Origin of the sequence: Actinophytocola sp., from assembly GCF_050699915.1 — a bacterium.
Classification (GTDB): Bacteria; Actinomycetota; Actinomycetes; order Mycobacteriales; family Pseudonocardiaceae; genus Actinophytocola.
In genome coordinates, this window is the sequence record NZ_JBOHGA010000024.1 from 12,678 (window position 1) to 36,839 (window position 24,162).

At 71.6% G+C, this 24,162-nt stretch carries 25 protein-coding genes; 14 read left to right on the forward strand and 11 right to left on the reverse strand.

The window, feature by feature from the left end:
* Positions 1 to 5: 5 nt before the first annotated feature.
* Positions 6 to 803, forward strand: coding sequence for a DUF1206 domain-containing protein (locus ACRDSK_RS07005; RefSeq protein WP_431439124.1), 798 nt, complete (start codon positions 6 to 8; stop codon positions 801 to 803).
* 34 nt (positions 804 to 837) lie between these two features.
* Here the strand turns inward: ACRDSK_RS07005 and eat are convergent, their stop codons facing one another.
* Positions 838 to 2,280 (reverse strand): ethanolamine permease, encoded by a 1,443-nt coding sequence (gene eat / locus ACRDSK_RS07010; protein ID WP_431439125.1) that lies wholly within the window; start codon positions 2,278 to 2,280, stop codon positions 838 to 840.
* 156 nt (positions 2,281 to 2,436) lie between these two features.
* Here eat and ACRDSK_RS07015 point away from each other — a divergent pair, with 156 nt between their 5' ends.
* The 5 genes from ACRDSK_RS07015 to ACRDSK_RS07035 are packed head-to-tail and all read left to right on the forward strand — an operon-like array spanning position 2,437 to position 7,332.
* Positions 2,437 to 3,801 (forward strand): glutamine synthetase family protein, encoded by a 1,365-nt coding sequence (locus ACRDSK_RS07015; RefSeq protein WP_431439126.1) that lies wholly within the window; start codon positions 2,437 to 2,439, stop codon positions 3,799 to 3,801.
* Positions 3,782 to 4,492 (forward strand): gamma-glutamyl-gamma-aminobutyrate hydrolase family protein, encoded by a 711-nt coding sequence (locus ACRDSK_RS07020; RefSeq protein WP_431439127.1) that lies wholly within the window; start codon positions 3,782 to 3,784, stop codon positions 4,490 to 4,492. Before ACRDSK_RS07015 ends, ACRDSK_RS07020 begins: the two co-directional genes overlap by 20 nt.
* Positions 4,489 to 5,844, forward strand: coding sequence for an aldehyde dehydrogenase family protein (locus ACRDSK_RS07025; RefSeq protein WP_431439128.1), 1,356 nt, complete (start codon positions 4,489 to 4,491; stop codon positions 5,842 to 5,844). The genes ACRDSK_RS07020 and ACRDSK_RS07025 overlap by 4 nt, the downstream gene beginning before the upstream one ends.
* A gap of 2 nt (positions 5,845 to 5,846) precedes the next feature.
* Entirely contained in the window at positions 5,847 to 6,611 is a 765-nt protein-coding gene (locus tag ACRDSK_RS07030) for a 3-oxoacyl-ACP reductase (RefSeq protein WP_431439129.1), read from the forward strand.
* Positions 6,612 to 6,615: 4 nt separating this feature from the next.
* Entirely contained in the window at positions 6,616 to 7,332 is a 717-nt protein-coding gene (locus ACRDSK_RS07035; protein WP_431439130.1) for a FadR/GntR family transcriptional regulator, read from the forward strand.
* 13 nt (positions 7,333 to 7,345) lie between these two features.
* Here the strand turns inward: ACRDSK_RS07035 and ACRDSK_RS07040 are convergent, their stop codons facing one another.
* Positions 7,346 to 7,837, reverse strand: a complete 492-nt coding sequence (locus ACRDSK_RS07040) for a DUF1707 domain-containing protein (RefSeq protein ID WP_431439131.1) — start codon at positions 7,835 to 7,837, stop codon at positions 7,346 to 7,348.
* A 95-nt stretch (positions 7,838 to 7,932) separates the two neighbouring features.
* Here ACRDSK_RS07040 and xerD point away from each other — a divergent pair, with 95 nt between their 5' ends.
* Positions 7,933 to 8,868 (forward strand): site-specific tyrosine recombinase XerD, encoded by a 936-nt coding sequence (gene xerD / locus ACRDSK_RS07045; RefSeq protein ID WP_431439132.1) that lies wholly within the window; start codon positions 7,933 to 7,935, stop codon positions 8,866 to 8,868.
* 345 nt (positions 8,869 to 9,213) lie between these two features.
* Here the strand turns inward: xerD and ACRDSK_RS07050 are convergent, their stop codons facing one another.
* The gene (locus ACRDSK_RS07050; RefSeq protein WP_431439133.1) at positions 9,214 to 9,600 is read right to left on the reverse strand and encodes a VOC family protein; all 387 of its coding nucleotides are present in this window, start codon (positions 9,598 to 9,600) and stop codon (positions 9,214 to 9,216) included.
* 106 nt (positions 9,601 to 9,706) lie between these two features.
* Here ACRDSK_RS07050 and ACRDSK_RS07055 point away from each other — a divergent pair, with 106 nt between their 5' ends.
* The 6 genes from ACRDSK_RS07055 to ACRDSK_RS07080 all read left to right on the forward strand — a co-directional run bounded on the left by ACRDSK_RS07055 (position 9,707) and on the right by ACRDSK_RS07080 (position 15,143).
* Positions 9,707 to 10,639 carry a ParA family protein gene (locus tag ACRDSK_RS07055; protein ID WP_431439134.1) on the forward strand — a complete coding sequence of 311 codons (933 nt, stop codon included), beginning with the start codon at positions 9,707 to 9,709 and terminating at the stop codon, positions 10,637 to 10,639.
* Positions 10,636 to 10,983 (forward strand): hypothetical protein, encoded by a 348-nt coding sequence (locus ACRDSK_RS07060; protein WP_431439135.1) that lies wholly within the window; start codon positions 10,636 to 10,638, stop codon positions 10,981 to 10,983. The genes ACRDSK_RS07055 and ACRDSK_RS07060 overlap by 4 nt, the downstream gene beginning before the upstream one ends.
* 6 nt (positions 10,984 to 10,989) lie before the next feature.
* Entirely contained in the window at positions 10,990 to 11,820 is an 831-nt protein-coding gene (locus ACRDSK_RS07065; RefSeq protein WP_431439136.1) for a segregation and condensation protein A, read from the forward strand.
* A 470-nt stretch (positions 11,821 to 12,290) separates the two neighbouring features.
* A complete protein-coding gene (scpB, locus tag ACRDSK_RS07070; protein WP_431439157.1) occupies positions 12,291 to 13,265 on the forward strand; it encodes an SMC-Scp complex subunit ScpB in 975 nt (324 codons plus the stop codon).
* On the forward strand, positions 13,255 to 13,989 hold the full coding sequence (locus ACRDSK_RS07075; RefSeq protein WP_431439137.1) for a pseudouridine synthase: 735 nt from the start codon (positions 13,255 to 13,257) through the stop codon (positions 13,987 to 13,989). Before scpB ends, ACRDSK_RS07075 begins: the two co-directional genes overlap by 11 nt.
* Positions 13,986 to 15,143 carry a DUF1015 family protein gene (locus ACRDSK_RS07080; protein WP_431439138.1) on the forward strand — a complete coding sequence of 386 codons (1,158 nt, stop codon included), beginning with the start codon at positions 13,986 to 13,988 and terminating at the stop codon, positions 15,141 to 15,143. The genes ACRDSK_RS07075 and ACRDSK_RS07080 overlap by 4 nt, the downstream gene beginning before the upstream one ends.
* Here the strand turns inward: ACRDSK_RS07080 and ACRDSK_RS07085 are convergent.
* Together ACRDSK_RS07085 and ACRDSK_RS07090 are read right to left on the reverse strand one after the other, a co-directional pair.
* Entirely contained in the window at positions 15,123 to 16,301 is a 1,179-nt protein-coding gene (locus tag ACRDSK_RS07085) for a cation:proton antiporter (RefSeq protein ID WP_431439139.1), read from the reverse strand. The genes ACRDSK_RS07080 and ACRDSK_RS07085 overlap by 21 nt on opposite strands.
* A 1-nt stretch (position 16,302) precedes the next feature.
* The gene (locus ACRDSK_RS07090; protein ID WP_431439140.1) at positions 16,303 to 16,785 is read right to left on the reverse strand and encodes a cation:proton antiporter regulatory subunit; all 483 of its coding nucleotides are present in this window, start codon (positions 16,783 to 16,785) and stop codon (positions 16,303 to 16,305) included.
* A gap of 91 nt (positions 16,786 to 16,876) precedes the next feature.
* Here ACRDSK_RS07090 and ACRDSK_RS07095 point away from each other — a divergent pair, with 91 nt between their 5' ends.
* On the forward strand, positions 16,877 to 18,235 hold the full coding sequence (locus ACRDSK_RS07095; protein ID WP_431439141.1) for a TrpB-like pyridoxal phosphate-dependent enzyme: 1,359 nt from the start codon (positions 16,877 to 16,879) through the stop codon (positions 18,233 to 18,235).
* A gap of 210 nt (positions 18,236 to 18,445) precedes the next feature.
* Here the strand turns inward: ACRDSK_RS07095 and ACRDSK_RS07100 are convergent, their stop codons facing one another.
* The 6 genes from ACRDSK_RS07100 to ACRDSK_RS07125 are packed head-to-tail and all read right to left on the reverse strand — an operon-like array spanning position 18,446 to position 23,729.
* Positions 18,446 to 19,531 (reverse strand): acyl-CoA dehydrogenase family protein, encoded by a 1,086-nt coding sequence (locus ACRDSK_RS07100; RefSeq protein WP_431439158.1) that lies wholly within the window; start codon positions 19,529 to 19,531, stop codon positions 18,446 to 18,448.
* An 8-nt stretch (positions 19,532 to 19,539) separates the two neighbouring features.
* Positions 19,540 to 19,938, reverse strand: a complete 399-nt coding sequence (locus ACRDSK_RS07105) for a RidA family protein (RefSeq protein ID WP_431439142.1) — start codon at positions 19,936 to 19,938, stop codon at positions 19,540 to 19,542.
* On the reverse strand, positions 19,935 to 20,762 hold the full coding sequence (locus ACRDSK_RS07110) for an enoyl-CoA hydratase family protein (protein WP_431439143.1): 828 nt from the start codon (positions 20,760 to 20,762) through the stop codon (positions 19,935 to 19,937). The genes ACRDSK_RS07105 and ACRDSK_RS07110 overlap by 4 nt, the downstream gene beginning before the upstream one ends.
* A complete protein-coding gene (locus ACRDSK_RS07115) occupies positions 20,759 to 21,451 on the reverse strand; it encodes an SDR family NAD(P)-dependent oxidoreductase (RefSeq protein WP_431439144.1) in 693 nt (230 codons plus the stop codon). Before ACRDSK_RS07115 ends, ACRDSK_RS07110 begins: the two co-directional genes overlap by 4 nt.
* A gap of 5 nt (positions 21,452 to 21,456) precedes the next feature.
* Positions 21,457 to 22,989, reverse strand: coding sequence for a benzoate-CoA ligase family protein (locus tag ACRDSK_RS07120; RefSeq protein ID WP_431439145.1), 1,533 nt, complete (start codon positions 22,987 to 22,989; stop codon positions 21,457 to 21,459).
* On the reverse strand, positions 22,989 to 23,729 hold the full coding sequence (locus ACRDSK_RS07125) for a creatininase family protein (RefSeq protein ID WP_431439146.1): 741 nt from the start codon (positions 23,727 to 23,729) through the stop codon (positions 22,989 to 22,991). Before ACRDSK_RS07125 ends, ACRDSK_RS07120 begins: the two co-directional genes overlap by 1 nt.
* Positions 23,730 to 24,162: the final 433 nt, after the last annotated feature.

Below are 24,162 nucleotides of genomic sequence, written 5' to 3' on the forward strand. Positions count from 1 at the left end.
AAGTTGTGAGCAGGACAAGTGCGCCCCATCCCCATCAGGTCACCAAGAGCAAGCCGTTCCAGCTGCTCGCGCGCGTCGGCCTGATTACCTACGGGGTGGTTCACCTGCTCGTCGCCTGGCTCGTGGTGCAGGTGGCGACCGGCGACAGCGAGAAGGCGGACAAGACCGGCGCGCTGCAGGAGCTCGCCGGCGCGGGTGGTGCATGGCTGCTCTGGCTGCTCGCGGTCGGGCTGGGCGCGAGTGCGTTGTGGCAGCTCACCGAGGCGTTGTTCGGCAAGGGCCGGCCGACGCGGGCGCGCGTGGTGAACTTCGGTGAGGCGGTGCTGTTCGGCTACCTGGCCTACAGCGCGGGCAAGCTGGCGGCCGGCTCGGCGGCGTCGTCGACCGACTCCGCGCAGCTCGGGCTGATCGGTGAGCTGCTCAGCAAGGAGTGGGGCAAGCCAGTGGTGATCGCCATCGGGCTCGCGATCGTCCTCGCCGCCCTGTTCATCGTCCGGCACGGTCTCACCCGCCGCTTCGCCGAAGAGCACGACTACAGCAACGCGAACCCGAAGACGCGCCAAGGAGTGGTGCGGCTGGGGCAGGTCGGCTACGCCGCGCTCGGCGGTATCTACGGGATCGCCGGCGCGCTGGTCGTGGTGGCGGCCGTGCAGTCCGAGCCGGACAAGGCGACCGGCCTGGACGTCGCGCTGAAGACCCTGGCCGCGCAGCCGTACGGCCAGGTCATGCTGTTCGTGATCGCCGCCGGCCTGCTGGCCTTCGCGGTGTTCTGCTTCTTCGACGCCCGCTTCCGGCGCGCCTAGCCAGCAGGCCCAGTCGGCGAACTCAGTCGGCGAACTAGTCGGCCAGTTCGGACTCCGCCTGCTTGATCGCCGCGAACTCCTCCTCCGGGACGTTGCCCACCAGGTGGTGGCGGCTGTAGAGGAAGAAGTAGGCCAGCGCGACCAGCAGGATGCCGGCGGTGATGGCGGCCGCCAGCTCGTCGACGAAGAACGTCGCGACCACCGCGGCCACGGCCAGCACCGCGGCGACGCCCGTGGTCACCACGCCGCCCGGGGTGCGGTACGGGCGCTCCAGGCCTGGCTCGCGGATCCGCAGCACGATGTGCGACACGTTCAGCAGCACGTACGACACCGTGGCGCCGAAGACCGCGATGTTGATCAGCAGCGCGCCGTCCATCGTCGCCGTGGCGAGGATGAAGCCGATCGTGCCGGGCACGATCAGTGCCAGGTACGGCGTCTTGCGCTTGCCGGTCACCGACATCCAACGCGGCAGGTAGCCGGCCCGCGACAGCGCGAACAGCTGGCGCGAGTACGCGTAGATGATCGAGAAGAAGCTCGCGATCAGCCCGGCGAGGCCGGCGTAGTTGACGAACTGGGCCAGGAAGTTGTCTCCGCCATAGGCCGCCCGGATCGCCTCCGGCAGCGGGTTGTCCGACCCCGCGATCGCGTTGGAGCCCGCCGCCCCCGGTGCGATGAGCAGCATCAGCGCGGCGAACACCAGCAGGATCGCCATCGCGGCGATGATGCCGCGCGGAAGGTCGCGCCGCGGCTCGCCGGCCTCCTCCGCGGCGAGCGGCACGCCTTCGACCGCGAGGAAGAACCAGATGCCGTAGACGAACGCCGCGAGCACGCCCGCGACCCCGAACGGCAGGAACGTCGAACCGCCCGCCTCCGGCGCGATGTCGAACAGCTTGTCTCCGTCGAACTTGCCGACCATGCCGATCGCGAACACGATGAGCGCGACGACCGCGATGCCGGTGATCACGAACATGACCCGCAGGGCCTCCCCGACGCCCCACAGGTGCAGGCCGATGAAGATCAGGTAGCACACCAGGAACACCGGCCACCCGCTGGTCATCCCGAACAGGCCCAGCGCCTCGACGTAGCCGCCGATGAACACGGCGATCGCGGCCGGTGCGATCGCGTACTCGATGAGGATCGCGGTGCCGGTGGCGAACCCGCCGGTCGGGCCGAGCGCGCGGCGGGCGAAGCCGTAGCCCGCGCCGGCGACCGGCATCGCCGAGGCCATCTCGGCCAGGCCGAACACCATGCAGGTGTACATCACGGCCATCAGCACGGTCGCGATCATCAACCCGCCCCAGCCGCCCTCGGCGAGGCCGAAGTTCCAGCCGGCGAAGTCCCCGGAGATGACGTAGGCGACGCCCAGCCCGGCCAGCAGCACCCAGCCGGCGGCACCCTTGCGCAGCTGGCGGTGCTCGAGATAGCTCGCCTCGACCGTCTGGTACTCGACGTTCTCACGTGAATGCGGAGTCGACACGGAAACTCCTAATGGGCCGTTACCAGTCCTTTGGGTGCTGACGAGAGTGATCCTGTTCGCCTGGCGTTGTCAAGGTTCACGGGCGTTTGACACCTTCTCCGCTGGACGTGTGAAATGGCGTCAATGGGTCAGCACTGGTCCTTTGGAGGACGTCTCATGGGACACCGCGACGGCATGCTCACGCTCGAACGCCTCAGCGCGCTGGTCGAGGAGGGCACGGTGGACACCGTGCTGGTGGCGATCACCGACATGCAGGGCCGGCTGCAGGGCAAGCGGTGCGCCGCCGAGTACTTCCTCAACGAGGTCGTCCCGCACGCCACCGAGGCCTGCAACTACCTGCTCGCGGTCGACGTCGACATGAACACGGTCGACGGCTACGCGATGTCGTCCTGGGACCGGGGCTACGGCGACTTCGTGCTCCGGCCGGACATGACGACGCTTCGCCTCGTGCCGTGGCAACCCGGGACCGCGCTGGTGCTCGCCGACATCGAGTGGGTGGAGGGCGGCCCGGTACCGGCCTCGCCACGCCAGGTCCTGCGCCGCCAGCTCGACCGGCTCGCCGAGCGGGACCTCGCCGCCTACGTCGGCACCGAGCTCGAGTTCATCGTGTTCGACGACTCCTACGAGCAGGCCTGGACGAAGGCCTACCGCGACCTGACGCCCGCCAACCAGTACAACGTCGACTACTCGATGCTCGGCACCGGCCGGCTCGAGCCGTTGCTGCGCGACATTCGCAACGGCATGACCGGCGCCGGCATGTACGTCGAGTCCGCTAAGGGCGAGTGCAACCCCGGCCAGCACGAGATCGCCTTCCGCTACGCCGACGCGTTGTCCACATGCGACAACCACAGCATCTACAAGACCGGGGCCAAGGAGATCGCCTCGCGGCACGGCAAGAGCCTCACGTTCATGGCGAAGTACAACGAGCGCGAGGGCAACTCCTGCCACATCCACATCTCGCTGCGCGGCACCAACGGCTCGGCCGTGCTCGCCGGAGACGGCCCGCACGGCTTCTCGAAGCTGATGGAGCACTTCCTCGCCGGCCAGCAGGCGCTGCTGCGCGAGCTCACCTACCTCCTCGCCCCGAACGTCAACTCCTACAAGCGGTTCCAGCCCGGCAGCTTCGCGCCGACCACGGTGGCGTGGGGCATCGACAACCGCACCTGCTCGCTGCGCGTGGTGGGCCACGGCGAGTCGCTGCGGGTGGAGAACCGGGTGCCGGGCGGCGACGTGAACCCCTACCTCGCGACCGCTGCGCTCGTCGCGGCCGGGCTGCACGGCATCGAGAACGAGCTGCCGCTGGAGCCGGAGTTCACCGGCAACGCGTACGCGGCCGACAAGCCGCAGGTGCCCTCGACGCTGCGCGCGGCGGCCGAGCTGCTCGCCGAGAGCAAGCACGCCAGGGCCGCGTTCGGCGACGAGGTCGTCGACCACTACCTGAACAACGCGCGCGTGGAGCTCGCCGCCTACGACGCGGCGGTCACCGACTGGGAGAAGATCCGTGGGTTCGAGCGCCTCTAGCCCGCTGATCGGCATCAGCACCTACCTGGAGCGTAGCCGGTTCGGGGTCTGGGACGTGCCGGCCGCGGTGCTGCCGCGAGGTTACCTCGACGGGGTGGTGCACGCGGGCGGCACGCCGGTGCTGCTGCCGCCCGTCGGGGACTGGGAGTCCGGTCATCTGTCCAATCTGGACGGTCTGATAATCGCGGGCGGTGCGGACCTCGACCCGTCGTGCTACGACGCCGACCGCGACCCGGCGACCGGGCCGGCGCGGGAGGACCGGGACACCACGGAGTGGAAGCTGATCAACCTCGCGTTCAAGCTGCGCATCCCGCTGCTCGGGGTGTGTCGGGGGATGCAGCTGCTGAACGTCGTGCTGGGCGGCACTCTGCACCAGCACCTGCCGGACCGCACCGGCACCGACGCCCACCTGCCGCGGCCCGGCACGTTCGGCCGCGTGCCGGTGACCGTCGCACCGGGCAGCACGCTTTCGGCGGTCGTCGGCGAGCGGGTCGAGGTGCACTGCCACCACCACCAGTCGATCGACCAGCTCGGTGACGACCTGGTGGCCGTCGCGTGGGCGGCCGACGGGACGATCGAGGGCATCGAGCTGCCGGGAGAGCCGTTCCTCGTCGGCGTGCAGTGGCACCCGGAGGAGGACGGAGTGGACCGGCGGCTGTTCGAGGCGCTGGTCGGGGAGGGGAGAGCATGACCGAGGTGATCAACCCGGCCACCGAGCAGGTGGTCGCGACCGTGCCGGCGACGTCGGCGGCCGACACCGACGCGGCGATCGAGCGGGCGCACCGGGCGCTGCCCGCGTGGCGCGCCGTGGCCCCGGGCGACCGCGCACGGCTGCTGCGCCGGTTCGCCGACGCCGTCGACTCCGATGTGGACAATCTGGCTGCCTTGGAGGTGGCCAACTCCGGGCACACGATCGGCAACGCCCGGTGGGAGGTGGGCAACGTCCGCGACGTGCTGCACTACTACGCGGCCGCGCCGGAGCGGCTGTTCGGCCGGCAGATCCCGGTGCCGGGCGGGGTCAACATCACGTTCGCCGAGCCGTTGGGTGTGGTCGGCGTGATCGTGCCGTGGAACTTCCCGATGCCGATCGCCGGCTGGGGGTTCGCGCCCGCGCTCGCCGCCGGCAACACCGTGGTGCTCAAGCCGGCCGAGCTGACCCCGATGACCGCGGTGCGGCTCGGCGAGCTGGCCCGCGAGGCCGGCCTACCGGCGGACGTGTTCCAGGTCGTGCCCGGCAAGGGATCGGTCGTGGGGCAGCGGTTCGTCGAGAACCCGTTGGTGCGCAAGGTCGTCTTCACCGGCTCGACCGAGGTCGGTCGGCAGATCATGGCGGGCTGTGCCGCGCAGGTGAAGCGGGTGACGCTGGAGCTCGGCGGCAAGAACGCCAACGTCGTGTTCGCCGACGCAGACCTCGAGGCCGCGGCCGCGAGCGCGCCGTACGGCGTGTTCGACAACGCCGGCCAGGATTGCTGCGCCCGGTCGCGGATCCTGGTCCAGCGCAGCGTGTTCGACCGCTTCCTCGAACTGCTCGAGCCGGCCGTGCACGGCGTGGTCGTCGGCGATCCGGCCGACGAGCAGACCGAGATGGGCCCGCTCATCTCGGCGTCCCACCGCGCCTCCGTCGAGTCCTATATGGACGAGACGGTCGCCTTCCGCGGCAGTGCGCCGGCGGGTCCCGGCTTCTGGTTCCCGCCGACCGTGCTGCTGCCCCGCACGCCGACCGACCGCGCGGTCGTCGAGGAGGTGTTCGGCCCGGTCGTCACCGTGCAGGCGTTCGACGACGAGGCCGACGCCCTGCGGCTGGCCAACGACACCGAGTTCGGGCTGTCCGGCTCGATCTGGACCCGGGACGTCGGCCGGGCGATGCGGGTCGCTCGCGGCGTGGAGGCCGGGAACCTGTCGGTGAACTCGCACTCCTCGGTGCGGTACTGGACGCCGTTCGGCGGCGTGAAGCAGTCCGGGCTCGGCCGCGAGCTCGGCCCGGACGCGCTGGACGCGTTCACCGAGACCAAGAACGTCTTCATCGCGACGGAGGGGGAGTAGCCGTGGAACGACTGAAGGACCGGGTGGCCGTGGTGACCGGGGCGGCGAGCGGGATCGGGCTCGCCACCGCCCGGCGGTTCGCCGACGAGGGCGCCCGCGTGGTCGCCGTCGATATCGCCACGGACGCCATCGAGACGCTGGCCAAAGAGGTCGACGGCGACGCGATCACCTGCGACGTCACCGACGAGGCGGCCGTCGAGGCGATGTTCGACCAGGTCGTGCGGAGGCACGGCAGCGTGGACGTCGCGTTCAACAACGCCGGCATCTCCCCGCCCGAGGACGACTCGATCCTGACCACCGGCATCGACGTGTGGGAGCGGGTGCAGCGGGTCAACCTCACCTCGGTGTACCTGTGCTGCAAGTACGTGCTGCCGCACATGCGCCGGCAGGGCCGCGGGTCGATCGTCAACACCGCGTCGTTCGTGGCGGTGATGGGCGCGGCCACCTCGCAGATCGCGTACTCGGCGTCGAAGGGCGGCGTGCTGTCGATGACCCGCGAGCTCGGGGTGCAGTTCGCCCGCGAAGGGATCCGGGTGAACGCGCTGTGCCCCGGTCCGGTGAACACGCCGCTGCTGCGGGAGCTGTTCGCCTCCGATCCCGAGCGGGCGCAGCGCCGGCTGGTGCACGTCCCGATGGGACGGTTCGCGGAGGCGTCGGAGATCGCGGCCGCGGTGGCCTTCCTGGCGAGCGACGACGCCTCGTTCATCACCGCGTCGTCGTTCCTGGTGGACGGCGGCATCTCCGGTGCCTACGTCACGCCGATCTAGTGCCGTGGCCGCCACGGTGCGGTCCGCGTCAGCCGCCGTGTTCCGTCCGGTCCGCACGCGGAACGCCTTCGAGGAGACAGTCGAGCGGCTGTTGCAGGCGATCCGGTTGGGGGTGGCCGGGCCGGGGGAGCGGCTGCCCGCCGAGCGGGAGCTGGCCGGACGGCTCGGAGTCAGCCGGGTGACCCTGCGCGAGGCGATCCGCGCGGTCGCCGACGCCGGCTACTTGGAGTCCCGGCGCGGCCGCTACGGCGGGACGTTCGTGGCGGAGACGCTGCCCGGGCCGCCCCGCCACGATCCGTCCGATGTGGACTTGGAGGACGCCCTGACGCTGCGCCGGGTGCTGGAGACCGGCGCCGCCGAGACGGCCGCCGCGCGCTCGCTGGCCCCGGCCGAGCGTCAGCACCTGATGGCCGCGCTCACCGAGGTCGACGGGGTCGACCCGGCCTCGGCGCCGGAGTACCGGCGCCGCGACTCCCGGCTGCACCTGGCGATCGCGGAGGTCACCGCCGCGCCGTCGCTGACCACGGCGGTGGCCGAGGTGCGGACCAGGGTGAACGAGCTGCTGGACGCGATCCCGTTGCTGGCGACCAACATCGAGCACTCGAACGCCCAGCATCGCGCGATCGTCGCGGCCATCCTCGCCGGCGACCCCGTGGCCGCGCGCACGGCGATGGACGAGCACCTCGAGGGCACCGCGGCCCTGCTGCGCGCATTCCTCTAGATGGCGCGGTCCGCTAGATGCGCAGCGGGCGGCCGTAGGCGTCGGTGCCGCCGCCGATCAGCAGCACGATGCCGTCGATGATCGACCAGAGCACCCCGACCCCGATGAACACGGTGAACAGCTGTGCCAGGGCCACGGCGGTGTGCCCGGTGTAGAACCGGCCGGTGCCGAAGGGCAGCACGATCTGCAGCACGCCCGCGACGACGCGGTACCGGTCGGACGGCTCGTACGGCTGAACTCCCGTGTACTGCGGGTACATCGGCACCGGAACCGGCTCGACCGGACGCACGGGCGGCACCATGAAGGCTGGGTAGGGCGTCGGCAGGTCGTCGAACAGCGGGCGCAGCTCCCCGCGGGTGCGGGCCTCGACGGCCATGCCGACACGGTCCTCGTACTCGTCGACGGCGAGTCGACCCTCCGCGAAGTGGTCGCCGAGGATCCTGACCGCCTCCTCGCGCTCCGCCGTACCGATGCGGAGCTGGTCCGACCCGACCGGTTCGCCCACGAAATTCACGATACGTGAGTCGCGCCACGCCACGCCCGGTTCCGCCCCGCGGCGCGGAGACCGGAATAGGCTGGGCCGCCTCCCAGGGAGGTGCCATGATCGAGCATGCGGTCGCACCGGCACTCGCCGCCGCGGTCGCGGGGTATCTCGATCACCTCGCCGTCGAGCGCGGCACGTCGCGCAACACCCTCGACGGGTACACCCGGGACCTGCGCCGGTACGCGTCGCATCTCACGGTGTCCAGCCTGGCGGACCTGTCCGCGGTGACCGAGGAGCACGTGTCGGCGTTCCTGGCCGTTCTTCGCGAGGGCGACGAGGCGCACCCGCCGCTGGCCGCGTCGTCGGCCGCCCGGGCGCTGGTCGCGGTGCGGGGGCTGCACAAGTTCGCCGTGCGGGAGGGGCTCGTCGACCTCGACCCGGCTCGTGAGGTGCGCCCGCCCGCCGCGCCGCGCCGTCTGCCGAAGGCGCTCCCGGTCGACGACGTCGTGCGGCTGCTGGACACCCCCGGCGACGGCGCCGGGCCGTTGCGGGACCGGGCGCTGCTGGAGGTGCTGTACTCCACCGGCGCCCGCATCTCGGAGGCGGTGGGCCTCGACCTGGACGACGTCGACTCCCACGAGCGCACCGTGCGGCTGGATGGCAAAGGCGGCAAGCAGCGCCTGGTGCCGGTCGGGCGGCCCGCGCTGGACGCGCTGGACGCGTACCTGGTGCGGGCCCGTCCCGGGCTGGCCGCCCGCGGGCGCGGCACGCCGGCGGTGTTCCTGAACGTTCGCGGAGGCCGGTTGTCGAGGCAGAGCGCGTGGCAGGTGCTGAAGGTCGCCGCATCGCGGGCGGGCATCACCGCGCCGGTGTCGCCGCACACGCTGCGCCACTCGTTCGCGACGCACCTGCTGGAGGGTGGCGCGGACGTACGGGTGGTCCAGGAGCTGCTCGGTCACGCCTCGGTGACCACGACGCAGATCTACACGCTGGTCACGGTGAACACGCTGCGCGAGGTCTACGCGACGGCACACCCGCGAGCCCGCGGCTGACCAGAGGGTTCTCTCGCCGCTGATCCGCCAGCTCCTGCGCCCGCGCCGCACCCCGGCCCCTGCGCTCAGCCCCGCTGCTTGGCCGACGCCTGGGCTCCGCACCTGGCTGTGGTCGGCCTTCACGTCCGGTCAACCCCGCGCGGCCCATCCCAGCCCGGCCACCACGGCTCGGGCCCAGCACATCCGTCCGAAACGACCCGCGCGCACGCGCACGCGTGCAGAACGCAAGAAACCCAACGCCCCCACCCTCTCCGGGGGCCACCCTCGATGCCAGCCTATCGCTGAACACCGACAATCCCAGGTCAGACCGCCAGCCTGTGGACAAGCCGGCCACCTGTGGATGGGTCAGTCCATCTGGAAGAGGGTCAGTTGGAGGCCGGCCGGGCCGTTGAGACGGGCGTTCGTCGAGCGGAACGGCGTCCGGCGGGGCTCGGCCAGCACCTCGGCGCCCGCGTCCGCGAGGGCGGCCGTCACGGTCGCGGTGTCGGTGACCTCGAAGGCCACCCGGATGTGGCCGGCCACCCGGCGGCCGACCTCGACCTGGTCGATGTACTCCGCCGTCGCCGGTTCGGCGAGCTCGAGGGTGGCCTGACCTGCATCGAGGATCATCACGCGGCCGTCGGGGGACTGGACGGCATCCCGTTCACCGAGGCCGAGGACGTCGCGGTAGAAATGCACCGCCTCGTCGTAGTCGGTGGCGGTGACGACCAGGCGTAGTTGGCGGACTGGCACGACTCTCAGGATAGGTCCCGCCCTCATCGGCGAGCCTCTTTGCTGCCCGCACCAGGCAATCTCTAAGCTTCGGCGCACAGCGCGGACGACAAGGAGCTAGGTCCATATGTCGACATTTCATCCTTCGGAGCTCAGCATCGCACCGCGGGCGGCCTCCGACGAGGACGAGGCGCTCGACGAAAGCCCCAACGGCGCACTCGGACCCACCGGCCGACCGAAGCGACACATCCCGGAACCGCCCCTGCTCAACGGGCACGGCCCGGCGAAGGTGCTCGCGCTCTGCAACCAGAAGGGCGGCGTCGGCAAGACGACGTCGACGATCAACCTGGGCGCCGCGCTGACCGAGTTCGGCCGCCGCGTGCTGATCGTCGACTTCGACCCGCAGGGCGCGCTGTCCGTCGGCCTCGGCATCCCCGCCCACCAGCTCGACCGCACCATCTACAACATCATCATCGAGCGGTCCGCGAGCGTCACCGACTCCGTCATCCGGACCGGCGTCGACAACATGGACTTGCTGCCGAGCAACATCGACCTGTCGGCGGCCGAGGTGCAGCTGGTGGCCGAGGTCGGTCGTGAGCACACGCTGGTCCGCGCGCTGCGCCCGGTGGTCGCCCACTACGACTACATCCTGATCGACTGCCAGCCCTCGCTCGGCCTGCTCACGGTCAACGCGCTCGCGGCCGCCGACGGCGTGCTGATCCCGCTGGAGTGCGAGTTCTTCAGCCTGCGCGGCGTGGCCCTGCTGATCGACACCATCGAGAAGGTGCGCGAGCGGCTGAACCCGAAGCTCGAGATCACCGGCATCCTCCCGACCATGTTCGACCCGCGCACGCTGCACTCGCGCGAGGTCATCCAGCGCGTGGTCGAGCGCTTCCAGGACACGGTGTTCGACACGGTGATAAACCGGACGGTCCGGTTCCCGGAGACCACGGTCGCCGGCGCGCCGATCACCGTGTGGGCGCCGCGCTCGGCCGGTGCCAAGGCCTACCGTCAGCTGGCCCGCGAAGTGATCGCCCGCGAAGTGGCGCACGCCCGGTGAACCGTCGAGCCTCGTTGCCGGGGGCGGCGGAACTGTTCAGATCCACGGGAGGGCCGACCGACGAGGGCTGGTTCGAACGCCGGCCCAACAACCACCACGCGGCGGCCAGCCCGCGTCGCGGCACACCGCGGCAGAAGCACACCGCGAAGATCACCGTGTACGTCTCCGACGAGGAGCTTCTCGCCCTCGAGCACGCCCGACTGGCGCTGCGGGCGACGCATGGGCTGGCGGTCGACCGCGGCCGGGTGGTGCGCGAGGCCATCGCCGTCGTGCTCGCCGACCTGGAGGAGCGCGGTGAGGACTCGGTGCTGGTGCGACGATTGCGTCATGACACCGGGAAGTAGTGCTTGTTGATTTCCTCGTCCTCGGACGCTCCGGAAGAGTCGGCGCCCGCGCGGTTCACCGTGCGGTTGTCGAACTTCGAGGGCCCGTTCGACCTGCTGCTGCAGCTGATCTCCCAGCACGAGCTGGATGTCACCGAGGTTGCGCTGCACCGGGTCACGGACGACTTTATCGCCCACCTGCGCCAGGCGGGCGACGACTGGAACCTGGACGAGACCACGGAGTTCCTCGTCATCGCGTCGACGCTGCTCGACCTGAAGGCCGCGCGGTTGTTGCCAACCGGCGACGTCGAGGACGAGGACGACCTGGCACTGTTGGAGGCGCGCGACCTACTGTTCGCGCGGTTGCTGCAGTATCGGGCGTACAAGCAGGTGGCGGCGCTGTTCGCGGAGCTGGAGCAGGGTGCGCTGCGGCGGTACCCGCGGTCGGTGGCGCTGGAGGACAGGTTTGCGTCGCTGCTGCCCGAGGTCATGCTGGGCGTGAGCCCGGACCGGTTCGCGGAGATCGCCGCGGCGGTGTTCCGCCCGAAGCCGCCGCCGATGGTGTCGATCGAGCATCTGCACATGGGCAAGGTGTCGGTGCGCGAGCACGCGGCCGTGCTGCGGGTGCGGCTGGCGTCGACGGGCCGGGCGTCGTTCAGCGAACTGGTGGCCGACTGCGAGCACAGCATCGAGGTGGTGGCCCGCTTCCTGGCGCTGCTGGATCTGTACAAGGAAGACGCGGTCACGTTCCTGCAGGAGGAAGCGCTGGCGGACCTGCACGTGCAGTGGATCGGCGGCAGTGTCGAGAACGCGGCGAGCGTCGCCGAGAACGGCGGCGAGGAGGAGGAGTACGGGTGAGCCAACCGCAGGACCCGAGGCCGGAGCCGGCCCCGGTCGCGGACGCGGACCCGCCGACCGAGGCGGTCCCGGAGCCGGCGGACACGGAGAAGCCGCCCGAGTCGCCGCCGATGGAGCGGCCGGATTCGGCTGGCCAGGAGGAACTCCACGACGCGGACCCGCCGACCGCCCCGGACTCGCCGGCTGCGCTGGACGCGGATCCGCCCACCACGCCGGATACAGAGCCGGACTCGCCCGAGCCGCTGACGGAACCACCCGCCCGGTCGGAGACTGAACCGCCGGTCTCGCCGACCGCACCGATGGCGGGCTCGCCGGATGTGGCGCTGTCGGTCGAGGCAGAAACCGACTCGCCGGCCGCGCAGGTCACGGAATTGTCGGCGGACTCGCCGGCCGAGTCAGCGGCGGTGCCACCGGCCGAGCTGGAGACGAAATCGCTGGCCATGGCACCGCCCGAACCGCCCACCGCGGCGATGACGGATTCGTCAGCCGAGCAGGAGACTGAAACGCCCGAGGTGGTGGCGAAGTCGCCGACAGGGGGGACGGCGGAACCGCCCGCCGCCGCGGCGCCGCCGACGGAATCACCCGAGCCGGATGCCGAAAAGCCTGTTTCGCTGGTGACGGACTCGCCGACGGAGCTGGCGGCGGATTCTTCGGCCGCGGTGGCGGGATCGCTGGATACGCAAGGCGATCTGTCTGCCGAGTCGGCGGGGGAGTCGCCGTCCGAGTCGGAGGCCGAAATGCCTGATCGGGCGGTCGCGGAGTCGCCGGCTGCACCTGTGGCGGAAGCCGGGTCGGCGCCGGAGACCGAACCTTCGGTTGGGCCGGCTGACGCGGATCCGCCCACCGACGTCCTCGACGGCGCTGACCAGGCCGGCGAGGAGGTCGAGACCGACGAGCTGCCTGAGCTGGATGACGCCGAACTCGAGAAGGCCCTCGAAGCCCTCCTCCTCGTCGTCGACTCGCCCGTCGAGGAGGACGTGCTCGCCGGCGCCGTCGGGGCGGGGCTCGATCGTGTCGTCGCGACGCTTGGGCGGATGGCGGCCCACCTCGGCGAGCACGAGCGCGGGCTGGACCTGCGCCGCGTCGGCGGGGGCTGGCGGTTCTACACCCGCGACAAGTACGCCCCCTACGTCGAGAAGATGCTGCTCGACGGCCAGCGCGCCAAGCTCACCCGCGCCGCCCTCGAAACCCTCGCGGTCATCGCCTACCGGCAGCCCGTCACCCGGGCCCGGGTCGCGGCCGTCCGCGGCGTCAACTGCGACGGCGTCATCCGCACACTGCTCGCCCGCGGCCTGGTCGAGGAGATCGGTACCGACGTCGAGACCGGTGGCTTTCTCTACCGCACAACGGAACTGTTCCTCGAGCGTCTCGGTCTGTCCTCCTTGGAGGATCTACCGCCGATCGCGCCGCTACTGCCGGAAGTGGACTCCATCGATGACGTCTAACGAAGGAATCCGCCTCCAGAAGGTGCTCGCGCAGGCCGGCGTCGCGAGTCGCCGGGCCGCTGAGGAGCTGATCGCCGCGGGGCGGGTCAGCGTGAACGGCACGGTGGTCAGCGAGTTCGGCCGCCGCGTCGACCCGGAGACCGCGGTGATCCACGTGGACGGCGTCCGCGTCGTTGTCCGTACCGATCTCGTCTACCTCGCGCTCAACAAACCGCGCGGCGTGCACACCACGATGTCCGACGACCGCGGCCGGCCCTGCGTCGGCGACTACGTCCGCGACCGCAGGGAACGCCTCTTCCACGTCGGCCGCCTCGACGCCGACACCGAGGGCCTGCTGCTGCTCACCAACGACGGCGACCTCGCGCACCGCCTCATGCATCCGTCCTTCGTCGTGCTCAAGACCTACCTCGCCGAGGTGCCCGGACCCGTCGGACGCACGGTCGGCCGCCAGCTGCGTAACGGCGTCGAGCTCGACGACGGCCCGGCCAAGGTCGACGGCTTCCGCGTGGTCGACACCAACGGCGGCAAGGCGCTCGTCGAGGTGGTGCTGCACGAGGGCCGCAACCACATCGTGCGCCGGATGCTGGCCGAGGTCGGCCACCCGGTCCGCAAGCTCGTCCGCACCCAGGTCGCCGACGTCCGCCTCGGCAGCCAGCGCTCCGGCACGCTGCGCGGGCTCACCCGAGCCGAGATCGGCTCGCTCTTCGCGGCCGTCGGCCTGTGACCGGCTGGGTTGGACCGATCGAGCGCGGCTGGGTGGTGCGCAGCGAGGTGCCCGGCCCGGACGTAGACGAGTTCGCCGAGCCGGACCGGATCGTCGCCGCGTTGCGCCGGGCCAACTCGCGCACGTTGCTCGCGATCCAGCACCCGCACCGCACCCCGGCCGCGCGCGCTCGCGGCCTCGGGCTGCTCGACGCCCTGCCCGACGCCCGCAACACACTCGCCGTACTGCTGCGCACCGACTACCGCGCGGTCACCGACGTCGTCGCGCCGTACGAAGTGGACGGTCCGGACGGGACGGCGTGCGGACTGCTGTGCATGGTCGACCCGGCCGCGGTGGACGCCGAGGGGATCGGCCGGGTGCGGCACAGCGAGGAGGTCTACCCGGAGGTCGTCGCCGAGCGGGCCGAGGCGCTGACCGGGCTGGGCTACGCGACGAGCGCGGCGATGCTCGTGCCGGTCGGGCGGCAGGACGACCTCACCGCGGCCGTCCGCCGGGTGACGACGGGCACGGACGCCGCGGTATCGACTGTGGACTCCAGCGGCCGGCGGCACCGGCTGTGGCTGCTCGGTCCCGGTGCGGAACGTGAGCGGATCCTCGCCGTGGTCGCGGCGAACCCACTGATGGTGGCCGACGGCAACCACCGCGTCGCCGCCGCGGCGGCGGCCGGGCTGACCGGGATGCTGGCGCTGGTCACCGCCGGCCCGGCGCTGCGGATCGGCGCCTTCCACCGCGTGCTCACCGGGACCGGCCGCACGCTCGCCGACCTCGAGCGGGCCTGGCGCGAGCTGGGTCTCGACGTCGAGCGCACCAGCCTCGCGGACCCGCCGCAGCGCACCGGCACGCTGGTGGCCCGCTGTCCACAAGGGACGCTCATGGTCGGGCTGCCCGACGGGATGGACCACGCCGTGGTGGAGGAGCAGCTGATCCGCGAGGCACTCGGCGTCGACCCGGAGGGCTCGCACGTCCGCCCTCTCGCGGGCGACCGGACCCCGCCGGCCGGCGCGGACGCCGTGCTGCTGCTCGCCCCGGTGCCGCTCGCGGACGTCCTGGCCGTGCACGCCGGCGGCGGGCGGATGCCGCGCAAGAGCACCTACTTCACCCCGAAGCCCCGCTCCGGCCTGCTCCTCGCCGACCTAGGCGGTGGCCGGCCGTAACCGCTGCGCGACCAGGCGCACGACCGGTTCGACGAGCCGCGCGGCCAGTGGTCCGGAGATGGCCATGACCAGCACGTACGCCGTCGTGAGCGCGGCCAGCTGGGCGTCGACGGCGCCGGCGGACACCGCGAGCCCGGCGATGACGATCGAGAACTCGCCGCGCGCCACCAGCGCCGCGCCGGCCCGCGCCCGGCCCATCCGCCCGATGCCCTGCCGCTTCGCCGCCCACCAGCCCGTCACGAGCTTCGTGACCGTCGTGACCAGCGCCAGCAGCACGGCCGCGCCCAGCACCGGCGGGATGGTCGACGGCACCGTGTTCAGCCCGAACACCACGAAGAACATCGCCGCGAACAGGTCCCGCAGCGGCTCCAGCATCCGGGTGGCGTTCTCCGCGGTCGACCCGGAGATCGCGATGCCGAGCAGGAACGCGCCGACCGCGGCCGACACCTGCAGCTGCTGTGCCACACCCGCGACCAGCAGGGCGGCGCCCAGCACGCGCAGCAGGAACACCTCGGGGCTCTTGCTGTCCACGACGGCCGACACGTACCGGCCGAACCGGAGCGCGAGCACCAGCACCAGCGTGACGACCACGAGCGAGATCCCGGTCGCGGTCAGCCCGCCGAGCAGCGTCGCGCCGGCCAGCACGGCGGTGAGGATCGGCAGGTAGACGGCCATCGCGAGGTCCTCGAAGACGAGGATCGACAGCACGACCGGGGTCTCCCGGTTGCCCAGCCGGCCGAGGTCGCCGAGCACCTTGGCGATGATCCCGGACGACGAGATGTAGGTGACGCCGGCCATCGCGAGCGCGCCGACCGGCCCCCAGCCGAGCAGCAGCGCGACCGCCGCGCCGGGTGCCGCGTTCAGCACGAGGTCCACCAGCCCGGCCAGCCACGACCGGCGCAGGCCGGTGACGAGCTCGGCCGCCGAGTACTCCAGGCCGAGCAGCAGGAGCAGGAGGATCACGCCGATCTCGCCGGCCAGCGTGGTGAACTCCTCGATGCCGGAGAGCGGCACGAGCCCGCCGCTGCCGAACGCGAGCCCGCCGAGCAGGTAGAACGGGATGGGCGAGATGCCGATCTTCCACGCCACCCGGCCGAGGATGCCGAGCCCGAAGAAGATCGCGCCCAGCTCGATCAGCGCGACCGCGGATTCGTGCACGTCACCCCCGGTCGAGCACGTCGGCCGCCTTGGCCAGGCCCTCGCCCGTGCCGACGGCGACCAGCGAGTCGCCACCGCCGAGCATGAAGTCCGGCCGAGGCGACGGGTGCACGGTGCCCGCGCGCACGACCGCCACCACGGAGACCGCGGTGCGGGTGCGTAGCTGGGTGTCGCCGAGCGTGCGGCCGTCGTAGGGCGAGCCGTGCAGCAGCGACAGGTGCTTGGTGTGCACGCCGGCCAGGTCCTCGTTCTCCCGGCGCAGGTCGGCGACCAGCTGTGGCGCGCCGAGCAGGCCGGCGAGCGCGCTCGCCTCCTCGACGGACAGCGGGATCGACGCGGTACAGGTGTCCGGGTCGTCCTCCCGGGAGACGATCAGCTCGAAGCGGCCGTCGCGGTAGGTGATCACGCCGATGCGGCGTCCCGCGCGAGACACGAAATCCTGGCGCGTGCCGATGCCTGGTAAGGGGGTCACCTCGACGTTCACCACGTCAGGGTAACCGCGTGTACCCGAGCTTTCTTCCCGGCACAAGCGGTCCTAACGTGGTGTGGATCTAGTTGCCGATCAAGGAGCCACCATGTCCGGACGTACCAAGTTCGTCCTCGATGAAGCCGACATGCCAACCCAGTGGTACAACGTGGTGGCCGACCTGCCCGAGCCGCCGCCCCCGCCGCTGCACCCGGGCACCGGCGAGCCGGTCGGGCCCGATGACCTGGCGCCGCTGTTCCCGATGGCGCTGATCCAGCAGGAGGTCAGCGGCGAGCGGTACATCCCGATTCCGGACGAGGTCCAGGAGGTCTACCGGCTGTGGCGGCCCTCGCCGCTGTTCCGGGCGCATCGGCTGGAGAAGGCGCTGGGCACGCCGGCGCGGATCTACTACAAGTACGAGGGCGTCAGCCCGGTCGGCTCGCACAAGCCGAACACCGCCGTGCCGCAGGCGTTCTACAACGCCGCCGAGGGCGTCACCAAGCTGACGACGGAGACCGGTGCCGGCCAGTGGGGGAGCGCGCTGGCGTTCGCGTGCGCGCAGTTCGGCCTGGAGTGCGAGGTCTGGCAGGTGCGCGCGTCGTACGACCAGAAGCCGTACCGCAAGATCATGATGGAGACCTTCGGCGCGACCGTGCACCCGAGCCCGTCGGACCTGACGAACTCCGGGCGGGCGGTGCTCAAGGAGCACCCGGACTCGACGGGCTCGCTGGGCATCGCGATCAGCGAGGCCGTCGAGATGGCCGCCGCCGATCCTGCCGCGAGGTATGCGCTCGGCAGCGTGCTCAACCACGTGCTGATGCACCAGACGATCATCGGCGAGGAGGCGTTGCGGCAGTTCGAGCTGGCCGGTGACACTCCCGATGTGATCGTCGGCTGCACCGGCGGCGGGTCGAACTTCGGTGGACTCGCGTTCCCGTTCCTGCGGGAGAAGCTCGCGGGCCGCATCTCGCCGTCGATCCGCGCGGTCGAGCCCGCCGCGTGCCCGTCGCTGACCCGCGGCACGTACACGTACGACTTCGGTGACACCGCGGGGCTGACGCCGCTGCTGAAGATGCACACGCTGGGCCACGACTTCATCCCGGACCCGATCCACGCCGGCGGGCTGCGGTACCACGGGATGTCGCCGCTGCTGTCGCACATCGTGTCGCTGGGCCTGGTCGACGCCGTGGCGGTCGGCCAGAACGAGTGCTTCGCGGCGGGGGTGCGCTTCGCGCGGGCGGAGGGCATCGTCCCGGCCCCCGAGCCGACGCACGCGCTGGCCGAGTGTGTGCGGGAGGCGTTGCGCTGCAAGGAGACGGGTGAGGAGAAGGTCATCCTGACCGCGCTGTGCGGGCACGCGCACCTGGACCTGCCGGCGTACGAGAGCTACCTGGCGGGCGACATGGTGGACCGAGAGCTCACGGACGAGGAACTACAGACCGCCATGTCGACGATCCCGGCCCGCTGACCCGCCGGCTCATCGCTCGGTGGCGAGTTGTCCACAACCGACCTGGTTGTCCACAGCTCGCCGCCGAGCCCCCGATCCCGTCGGTGCTCGCGACTAGGCTGAAACCAGGGGTCCCCCAGGGCGAGACGGGTACGTCTGAGCAGCAACGTTTGCATGTGCACTCGCCCGCCCACGATCCGCCGGGCTCGAGGGCCGGCCGTCGGTGTGGGATCAGCGGTACAGGTGGCGGGCGATGATCTCCCGTTGGATCTCGCTCGCGCCCTCATAGATTCGGGGTGCGCGGACCTCCCGGTACAGATGCTCCAGCAGGTGCCCGCGCTCCAGCGCACGCGCGCCGTGCACCTGGATCGCCACGTCCACGGCCTGCTGCGCGGTCTCCGTCGCGAACAGCTTCGCCATCGCCGACAGGTGGCCCGTTCGGCCGCCGCCGTCGTAGGCCGCCGCCGCGTCGTGGACCAACAAGCGGGCGGCGTGCAGCCGGGTCGCCACGTCGGCCAACTGGTGGGACACGGCCTGGAACTCGCGCAGCGGACGCCCGAACGCCTGCCGCGAAGCGGTGTGCGCCACCGCCGCGTCGAGCGCCGCCTGCCCCATCCCCAGCGCGAACGCCCCCACGCTCGGCCGGAACATGTCCAGCGTCCGCATCGCGACCCGCCAACCTTCGTCGACCGAGCCGAGCACCGCGGACGACGGCACGAAGACGTCGGCGAACACCAGCCGACCGATCGGGTGCGGCGACACCATCTCCTGCCGCGAACCGGTCAGGCCGCCCGCCGAACCAGGCACGGCGAACGCCGTGATGCCCCGCGAGCCCGCGTCCGACGTGCGCGCGAACACCGAGTACACCGCCGCGTCCGGCGCGTTCGAGATGAACGCCTTCTCGCCGGACAGCCGGAACCCGCCCTCGACGGGCTCGGCCGCGAGTGCGAGGGAACCGGCGTCCGAGCCGGCGTCCGGCTCGGTGAGCGCGAACCCCACCGCGACCTCGCCCGCCGCGATCCGCGGGATCCATTCGTCCACAATAGACACAGAACCGGCAAGCAGGATCGGGTACGCGCCCAGCCCCTGCAACGCGAACGCCGTCTCCGCCTCCGTGCAGTGCCGGGCCAGCCCCTCGCGGATCAGGCAGAGCGCCATCGCCGACGTCGGCTCGTAGCCGGGGCCGGACCGTCGGAAGATCTCGTCGAGCAACCCCGAGGAAGCCAGCGCCGACAGCAGCTCCCGGTTCACCCGCCCGGGCTCGCCGGCCTCGGCGACCGGCGGCAGCGTGCGCGCGACCTCCTCGGTCCGCGCCATCAGGTTGGTCACGCCGGGATCACCGCCGTCCCGACCAGCTCGACCTTCGCGTCGTCGTCGAACAGGGCGGCCACGCCGAGCAGCGCGACCGCGGGGTAGTGGCGGCCGAAATGCCTGCGCCACACCGGTCCCAGCTCGCCCAACGACGCCCGGTACTCGGCCACATCGGTCGTGTAGATGATCAGCGACACCAGCTGGTCCGGCTTGGCGCCGGCGGCGGTCAACGCGGTCACCACGTTGCCGGCGGCCACGTCGAACTGCTCGACCATCGTCGCGCCGACGATCGCGCCGTCTCGGCCCTGCGCGGTCTGCCCGCCCAGGTACACCGTGTCGCCCGGCCGGGCGACCACGGCGTGTGCGAACCCGACCGGCTCGGCGAGCCCCGGCGCGTTGACGATTCGGTTCACTTGCCACTCCATTGTGGACGACGGCCGGCGGCCCACGCCGCGTAGAACTCCGCGTGGTCGTCGCTCTTCATGAGCAGGGCCTGCGTCATCGCCTCCAGCTCGATCGCGCTGCCCAGGTCCATGTCGAGCTCCCGGGTCAGCAGCACCTTCGTCGTCGAGTACGCGAGCGCCGGCCCGTCCGCCAGTCGCCGCGCAAGCGTCGCGGTGGCCGAGGGCAGCTCGTCGTCCGGCACCACGGAGGTGGCCAGCCCGATCGCGTCCGCCCGCTCCGCGGTGACCTTGTCCCCTAGCACCAGCAGTTCGGTGGCCCGGCCGAGCCCGACCAGCCGGGGCAGCAGGTACGCCGAACCCATGTCCGCGCCGGCCAACCCGACCCTGGTGAACAGGAACGCGAACGACGCCGACGAGGCCAGCAGCCGGAAGTCCGACGCCAGCGCGATCACCGAACCCGCGCCGGCCGCGACCCCGTTGATCGACGCGATCACCGGCAGCGGGCACTCGCGCAGCGCCTTCACCACCGCGCCGGTCATCCGGGTGAACTCGAGCAGCTGTGCGGGCGCCATCTTCTGCAGCTCGCCGATGATCTCCTCGACGTCGCCGCCGGAACAGAACCCGCGGCCCTGCCCGGTCAGCACGACCGCCCGCACGTCGCCGCGGTGCGGCAGCTCGGCCAGCACGTCGCGCAGGTCGGCGTAGACGTCGAAGGTGAGCGCGTTCAGCTTCTCCGGCCGGGAGAACGTCACCGTGGCGACCCCGTCGACCACCGCGAAGTCGAAGTGCTCCCACTTGTCGGTGAAACCGGGCGACGCCCGGAATGGACTCATGCCTGTATGCCTCCTCCGTCGAGGACGATCGTCTGGCCGTTGATCGCGCCCGCTTCTGGTGCGGCGAGGAAGGCCACCGCGAACGCTACCTCCTCGGGTTCGAGCAGCCGGCCCAGTGGCGAGAGCCCGGCGATCGACGCCTCACTGTCCTGCTCGGACTTGCCGGTCCGCTCGGCGATCCGCGCCACGGTGCGGGCGGTCATCTCGGTGCGCACGAACGTCGGGCAGACGGCGTTCGCGGTCACACCGCTGCCGGCGACCTCGGCCGCGACCGTCCTCATCAGACCAACGGCCGCGTGCTTCGACGCCGTGTAGCCGGCGGTGTACGGGGCGCCGAGGTGCGCGGCGGTCGAGGCGACCGTGACGATGCGGCCGCGGTCGCGCGCCCGCATGCCCGGCAGTACTGCCCGCGTGCACAGGAACGCGCCGGTCGCGTTCACCTCCAGCTGCGTTCGCCAGACCGCCAGGCTGGTGCGGTGCACCGGCGCGCTGGCGGACACGCCGGCGTTGTTGACCAGCACGGCGACGTCGCCGAGCGAACCGAGCACCTCGGACACCGCGGCCTCGTCGGTGACATCGAGGTCGGCCCGGCCGAGCGCCACGACCTTGTCGCCGGCGTCGGCGAACCGCCGGGCGACCGCCGCGCCGATCCCCTTGGTCCCGCCGGTGACCACGACCAGTCGGCGCACGCCGCTCACAGGGCCCTCAGCGCACGCCGGTCCAGCTTGCCGTTGCTCGTACGCGGCAGCTCGGTGACGAAGACGACCTCGTGCGGCCGCTTGTGCCCGGACAGCCGCTCGCCCACGTACTCCCGCAGGGCCTCACCCTCCGGGGCGGCGCCCTCGCGCAGCACCACGTACGCGCGCGTGCGCACGAGCCCCTCGGACTCCTGGCCGACCACGCCGCACTCCACGACGTCCGGGTGGCCGATCAGGCAGTGCTCGATCTCGCCCGGCGCCACCCAGATGCCGCCGACCTTCAGCAGGTCGTCGGCGCGGCCGTGGTAGGTGAAGAAACCGTCGGCGTCGCGGCTGAACATGTCTCCCGTGTGGACGGTGTCGCCGCGGAAGGTCGTCGCCGACTTCGCCGCGTCCTGGTAGTACTCCCGCGCGATCGTGCCGCCGGTGACCTCGAGCGTGCCGACGTCGCCGTCCGGCAGCTCCTTGCCGTCCTCGTCGACGATCCGCGCGGCGTAGCCGGGAACGGCCTGCCCGCAGGTGCCCCGGCGAGCCGCGCCGGGCCGGTTGGAGATGTAGATGTGGTAGGCCTCCGAGGAGCCGATGCCGTCGACGACCTCGACGCCGAACGCCGCGTCCCACTTGCGGTGCAGCTCGGCCGGCAGCGCCTCCCCGGCCGACGTGCATACTCGCAGGCAGCTGAGGTCCTGTGTGGACGCTTCGGGGTGGGCGACCATCGCACTCATCATCGTCGGCACGTTCACCAGGATCGTGGGGCGGTGCCGGGCGATCAGCTCGAAGATCCGCTCCGCGGTGGTGCGCTCGGGGAACGCGATGCCCGCGCCGCCGACGCCGAACGGGTAGAGCGCGGCGAGGTCGCGGGCGTAGCCGAAGAACAGCTTCGGCACCGGCAGCACGATGTCGTCCGCGCCGATGTCCAGCACGTCGCGGGCGTAGCAGTGGTGGCTGAGCACCGGGCTCGCCACCGGGTGCACGCACGCCTTGGGCGCGCCGGTACTGCCGGTGGTGAACTTCCAGATCGCGACGTCGTCTCTGGTGGTCGGCGCGGCGTCGAGGGTGTCGGGCGCCTGCTTGGCGAGCGCGGCGAGGTCGTGCTCGTTCGAACGCGGCTCGGCGTCGCCGACGACGAGCAGGCGGTGCCGACCACCGGAGGCCTCGCGCATCCGCTCGAGCGTCACCGGGTCGACCACGACGACGTTCGCGCCGGTGTAGTCGAGGAAGTAGCGGTAGTCCTTCGCCGGCAGGAAGGTGTACACCTCGGCGGTGACCGCGCCGATCTTCTGCGCCGCGTACCAGGTGGCGACGAACTCGACGCCGTCCGAGAGCGCCAGCAGGACCCGGTCGCCGCGCCGGACGCCGAGCTCGAGCAGGACGTTGCCGATCCGGTTCACGAGGGCGGCGAGCTCGGCGTAGGTCGTGGGGCCGGCGGCGGTGAGCAGGGCTTGCCGGTCGCCGCGGCCGTCGGCGAGGTTGCGGTCGACGAAGTAGTCGGCGACGTTGAGCCGCTCGGGGAGGTCCTCGTACCGCATCAGGCGCGCCCCACTTCCCGGATGAGTTCGACGAGCAGGTCGGTCAGCGTGTCGAAAGTGGACTTTCCCTCGGCGGCCGTGGCGCCGGCCGGGGTGCCGCAGTAGGCGGCGTCCATGCCCATCTCGACGAAGTCCTTGTGCCCGGCGGACATCGCCGCGGGCATGTCGACGAGGACCGGTGGCAGCTCGCGCTGTACCGCGGTGTCGACCAGCTCGGGCCGGTCGGCGAGGACGAGCGAGGTCTCGTACTGCCCGGCGTGGCAGGAGCCGGACCGGAACTCGTCGGTCAGCCGCGCGACGTTGGCCCGGCGCAGCAGGTCGAGGTAGGCCACGCCGGCGTCCTTCGTGGCGGTTCGCAGGGCGGTCACGTGCGCGGGCTCGTAGTGGTTGTTGACGACGACGATCCGGTCGAGTCCTTGCCGTTTCAGTGATGCGCACACGTCCTTGATGAGCGCGCACAGGGTTTCGGGGCTGATCGAGATGACGCCGGGGAAGGAGGCGCCCATGTCGGTGACGCCGTAGTCGAGGGCGGGCAGGACGAGGACGCGGAGGTCGTCGTCGCCGGCGAGCCGGTCGGCGGCGCGCTGGCACATGCCGGCGGAGATGAGCAGGTCGGTGGCGAGCGGCGCGTGCGGCCCGTGCGGCTCGACCGCGCCGACCGGCAGCAGGAGGACGGGCTTGCGCGGCCCGTCTCGCAACTCGGCGATCTGGGGCGAGGTGAGCTCGGCGAAGGCGGTCATGGTCGGCCTCCGGCCCCCGTTTTCCAGCCTAGCGCCGAGAACCGACTGTTTCTCGTGCCGCGGGGCGGGGCTGTGGACAGGTGGCGGCCAGGACGCCGGGGCCGGCTCGGTTCGTCGATCACGCCCGATTCTCGCGCTTCGAGGCACAACGCGGAATCTCGCGATGTGCTGAGTAGCGCGCCGAACCGTCCGGCCGGGCCCACGACTGCTTGTCGCAGAATGCGGAATCGCTCAGCCTGGCGCGCATCCAGTTGTCCACAGGCCGACATCCGGCCCCCGGAAACCGTCAGCCCTCGCAAATAGACTGGAAAGCGGGGGGCCCCCGCGAGCCCGGGGTTGTCCACAGGCAGGCTTCGAGCGGCCGGGATCGTCGGTGCTCGTCGGTAGGCTGGAATGCGGGGGGCCCCCGCGACTCCGGAGTTGTCCACAGGCT

Bases quoted from the DNA above. Each gene is read 5' to 3' on its own strand.
- ACRDSK_RS07015 (WP_431439126.1), top strand. From the start codon at position 2,437: ATGGGACACCGCGACGGCATGCTCACGCTCGAACGCCTCAGCGCGCTG.
- ACRDSK_RS07025 (WP_431439128.1), top strand. From the start codon at position 4,489: ATGACCGAGGTGATCAACCCGGCCACCGAGCAGGTGGTCGCGACCGTG.
- xerD (WP_431439132.1), top strand. From the start codon at position 7,933: ATGATCGAGCATGCGGTCGCACCGGCACTCGCCGCCGCGGTCGCGGGG.
- ACRDSK_RS07055 (WP_431439134.1), top strand. From the start codon at position 9,707: ATGTCGACATTTCATCCTTCGGAGCTCAGCATCGCACCGCGGGCGGCC.
- scpB (WP_431439157.1), top strand. From the start codon at position 12,291: ATGACGGATTCGTCAGCCGAGCAGGAGACTGAAACGCCCGAGGTGGTG.
- ACRDSK_RS07075 (WP_431439137.1), top strand. From the start codon at position 13,255: ATGACGTCTAACGAAGGAATCCGCCTCCAGAAGGTGCTCGCGCAGGCC.
- ACRDSK_RS07095 (WP_431439141.1), top strand. From the start codon at position 16,877: ATGTCCGGACGTACCAAGTTCGTCCTCGATGAAGCCGACATGCCAACC.
- ACRDSK_RS07100 (WP_431439158.1), bottom strand. From the start codon at position 19,531: ATGGCGCGGACCGAGGAGGTCGCGCGCACGCTGCCGCCGGTCGCCGAG.
- ACRDSK_RS07110 (WP_431439143.1), bottom strand. From the start codon at position 20,762: ATGAGTCCATTCCGGGCGTCGCCCGGTTTCACCGACAAGTGGGAGCAC.
- ACRDSK_RS07120 (WP_431439145.1), bottom strand. From the start codon at position 22,989: ATGCGGTACGAGGACCTCCCCGAGCGGCTCAACGTCGCCGACTACTTC.
- ACRDSK_RS07125 (WP_431439146.1), bottom strand. From the start codon at position 23,729: ATGACCGCCTTCGCCGAGCTCACCTCGCCCCAGATCGCCGAGTTGCGA.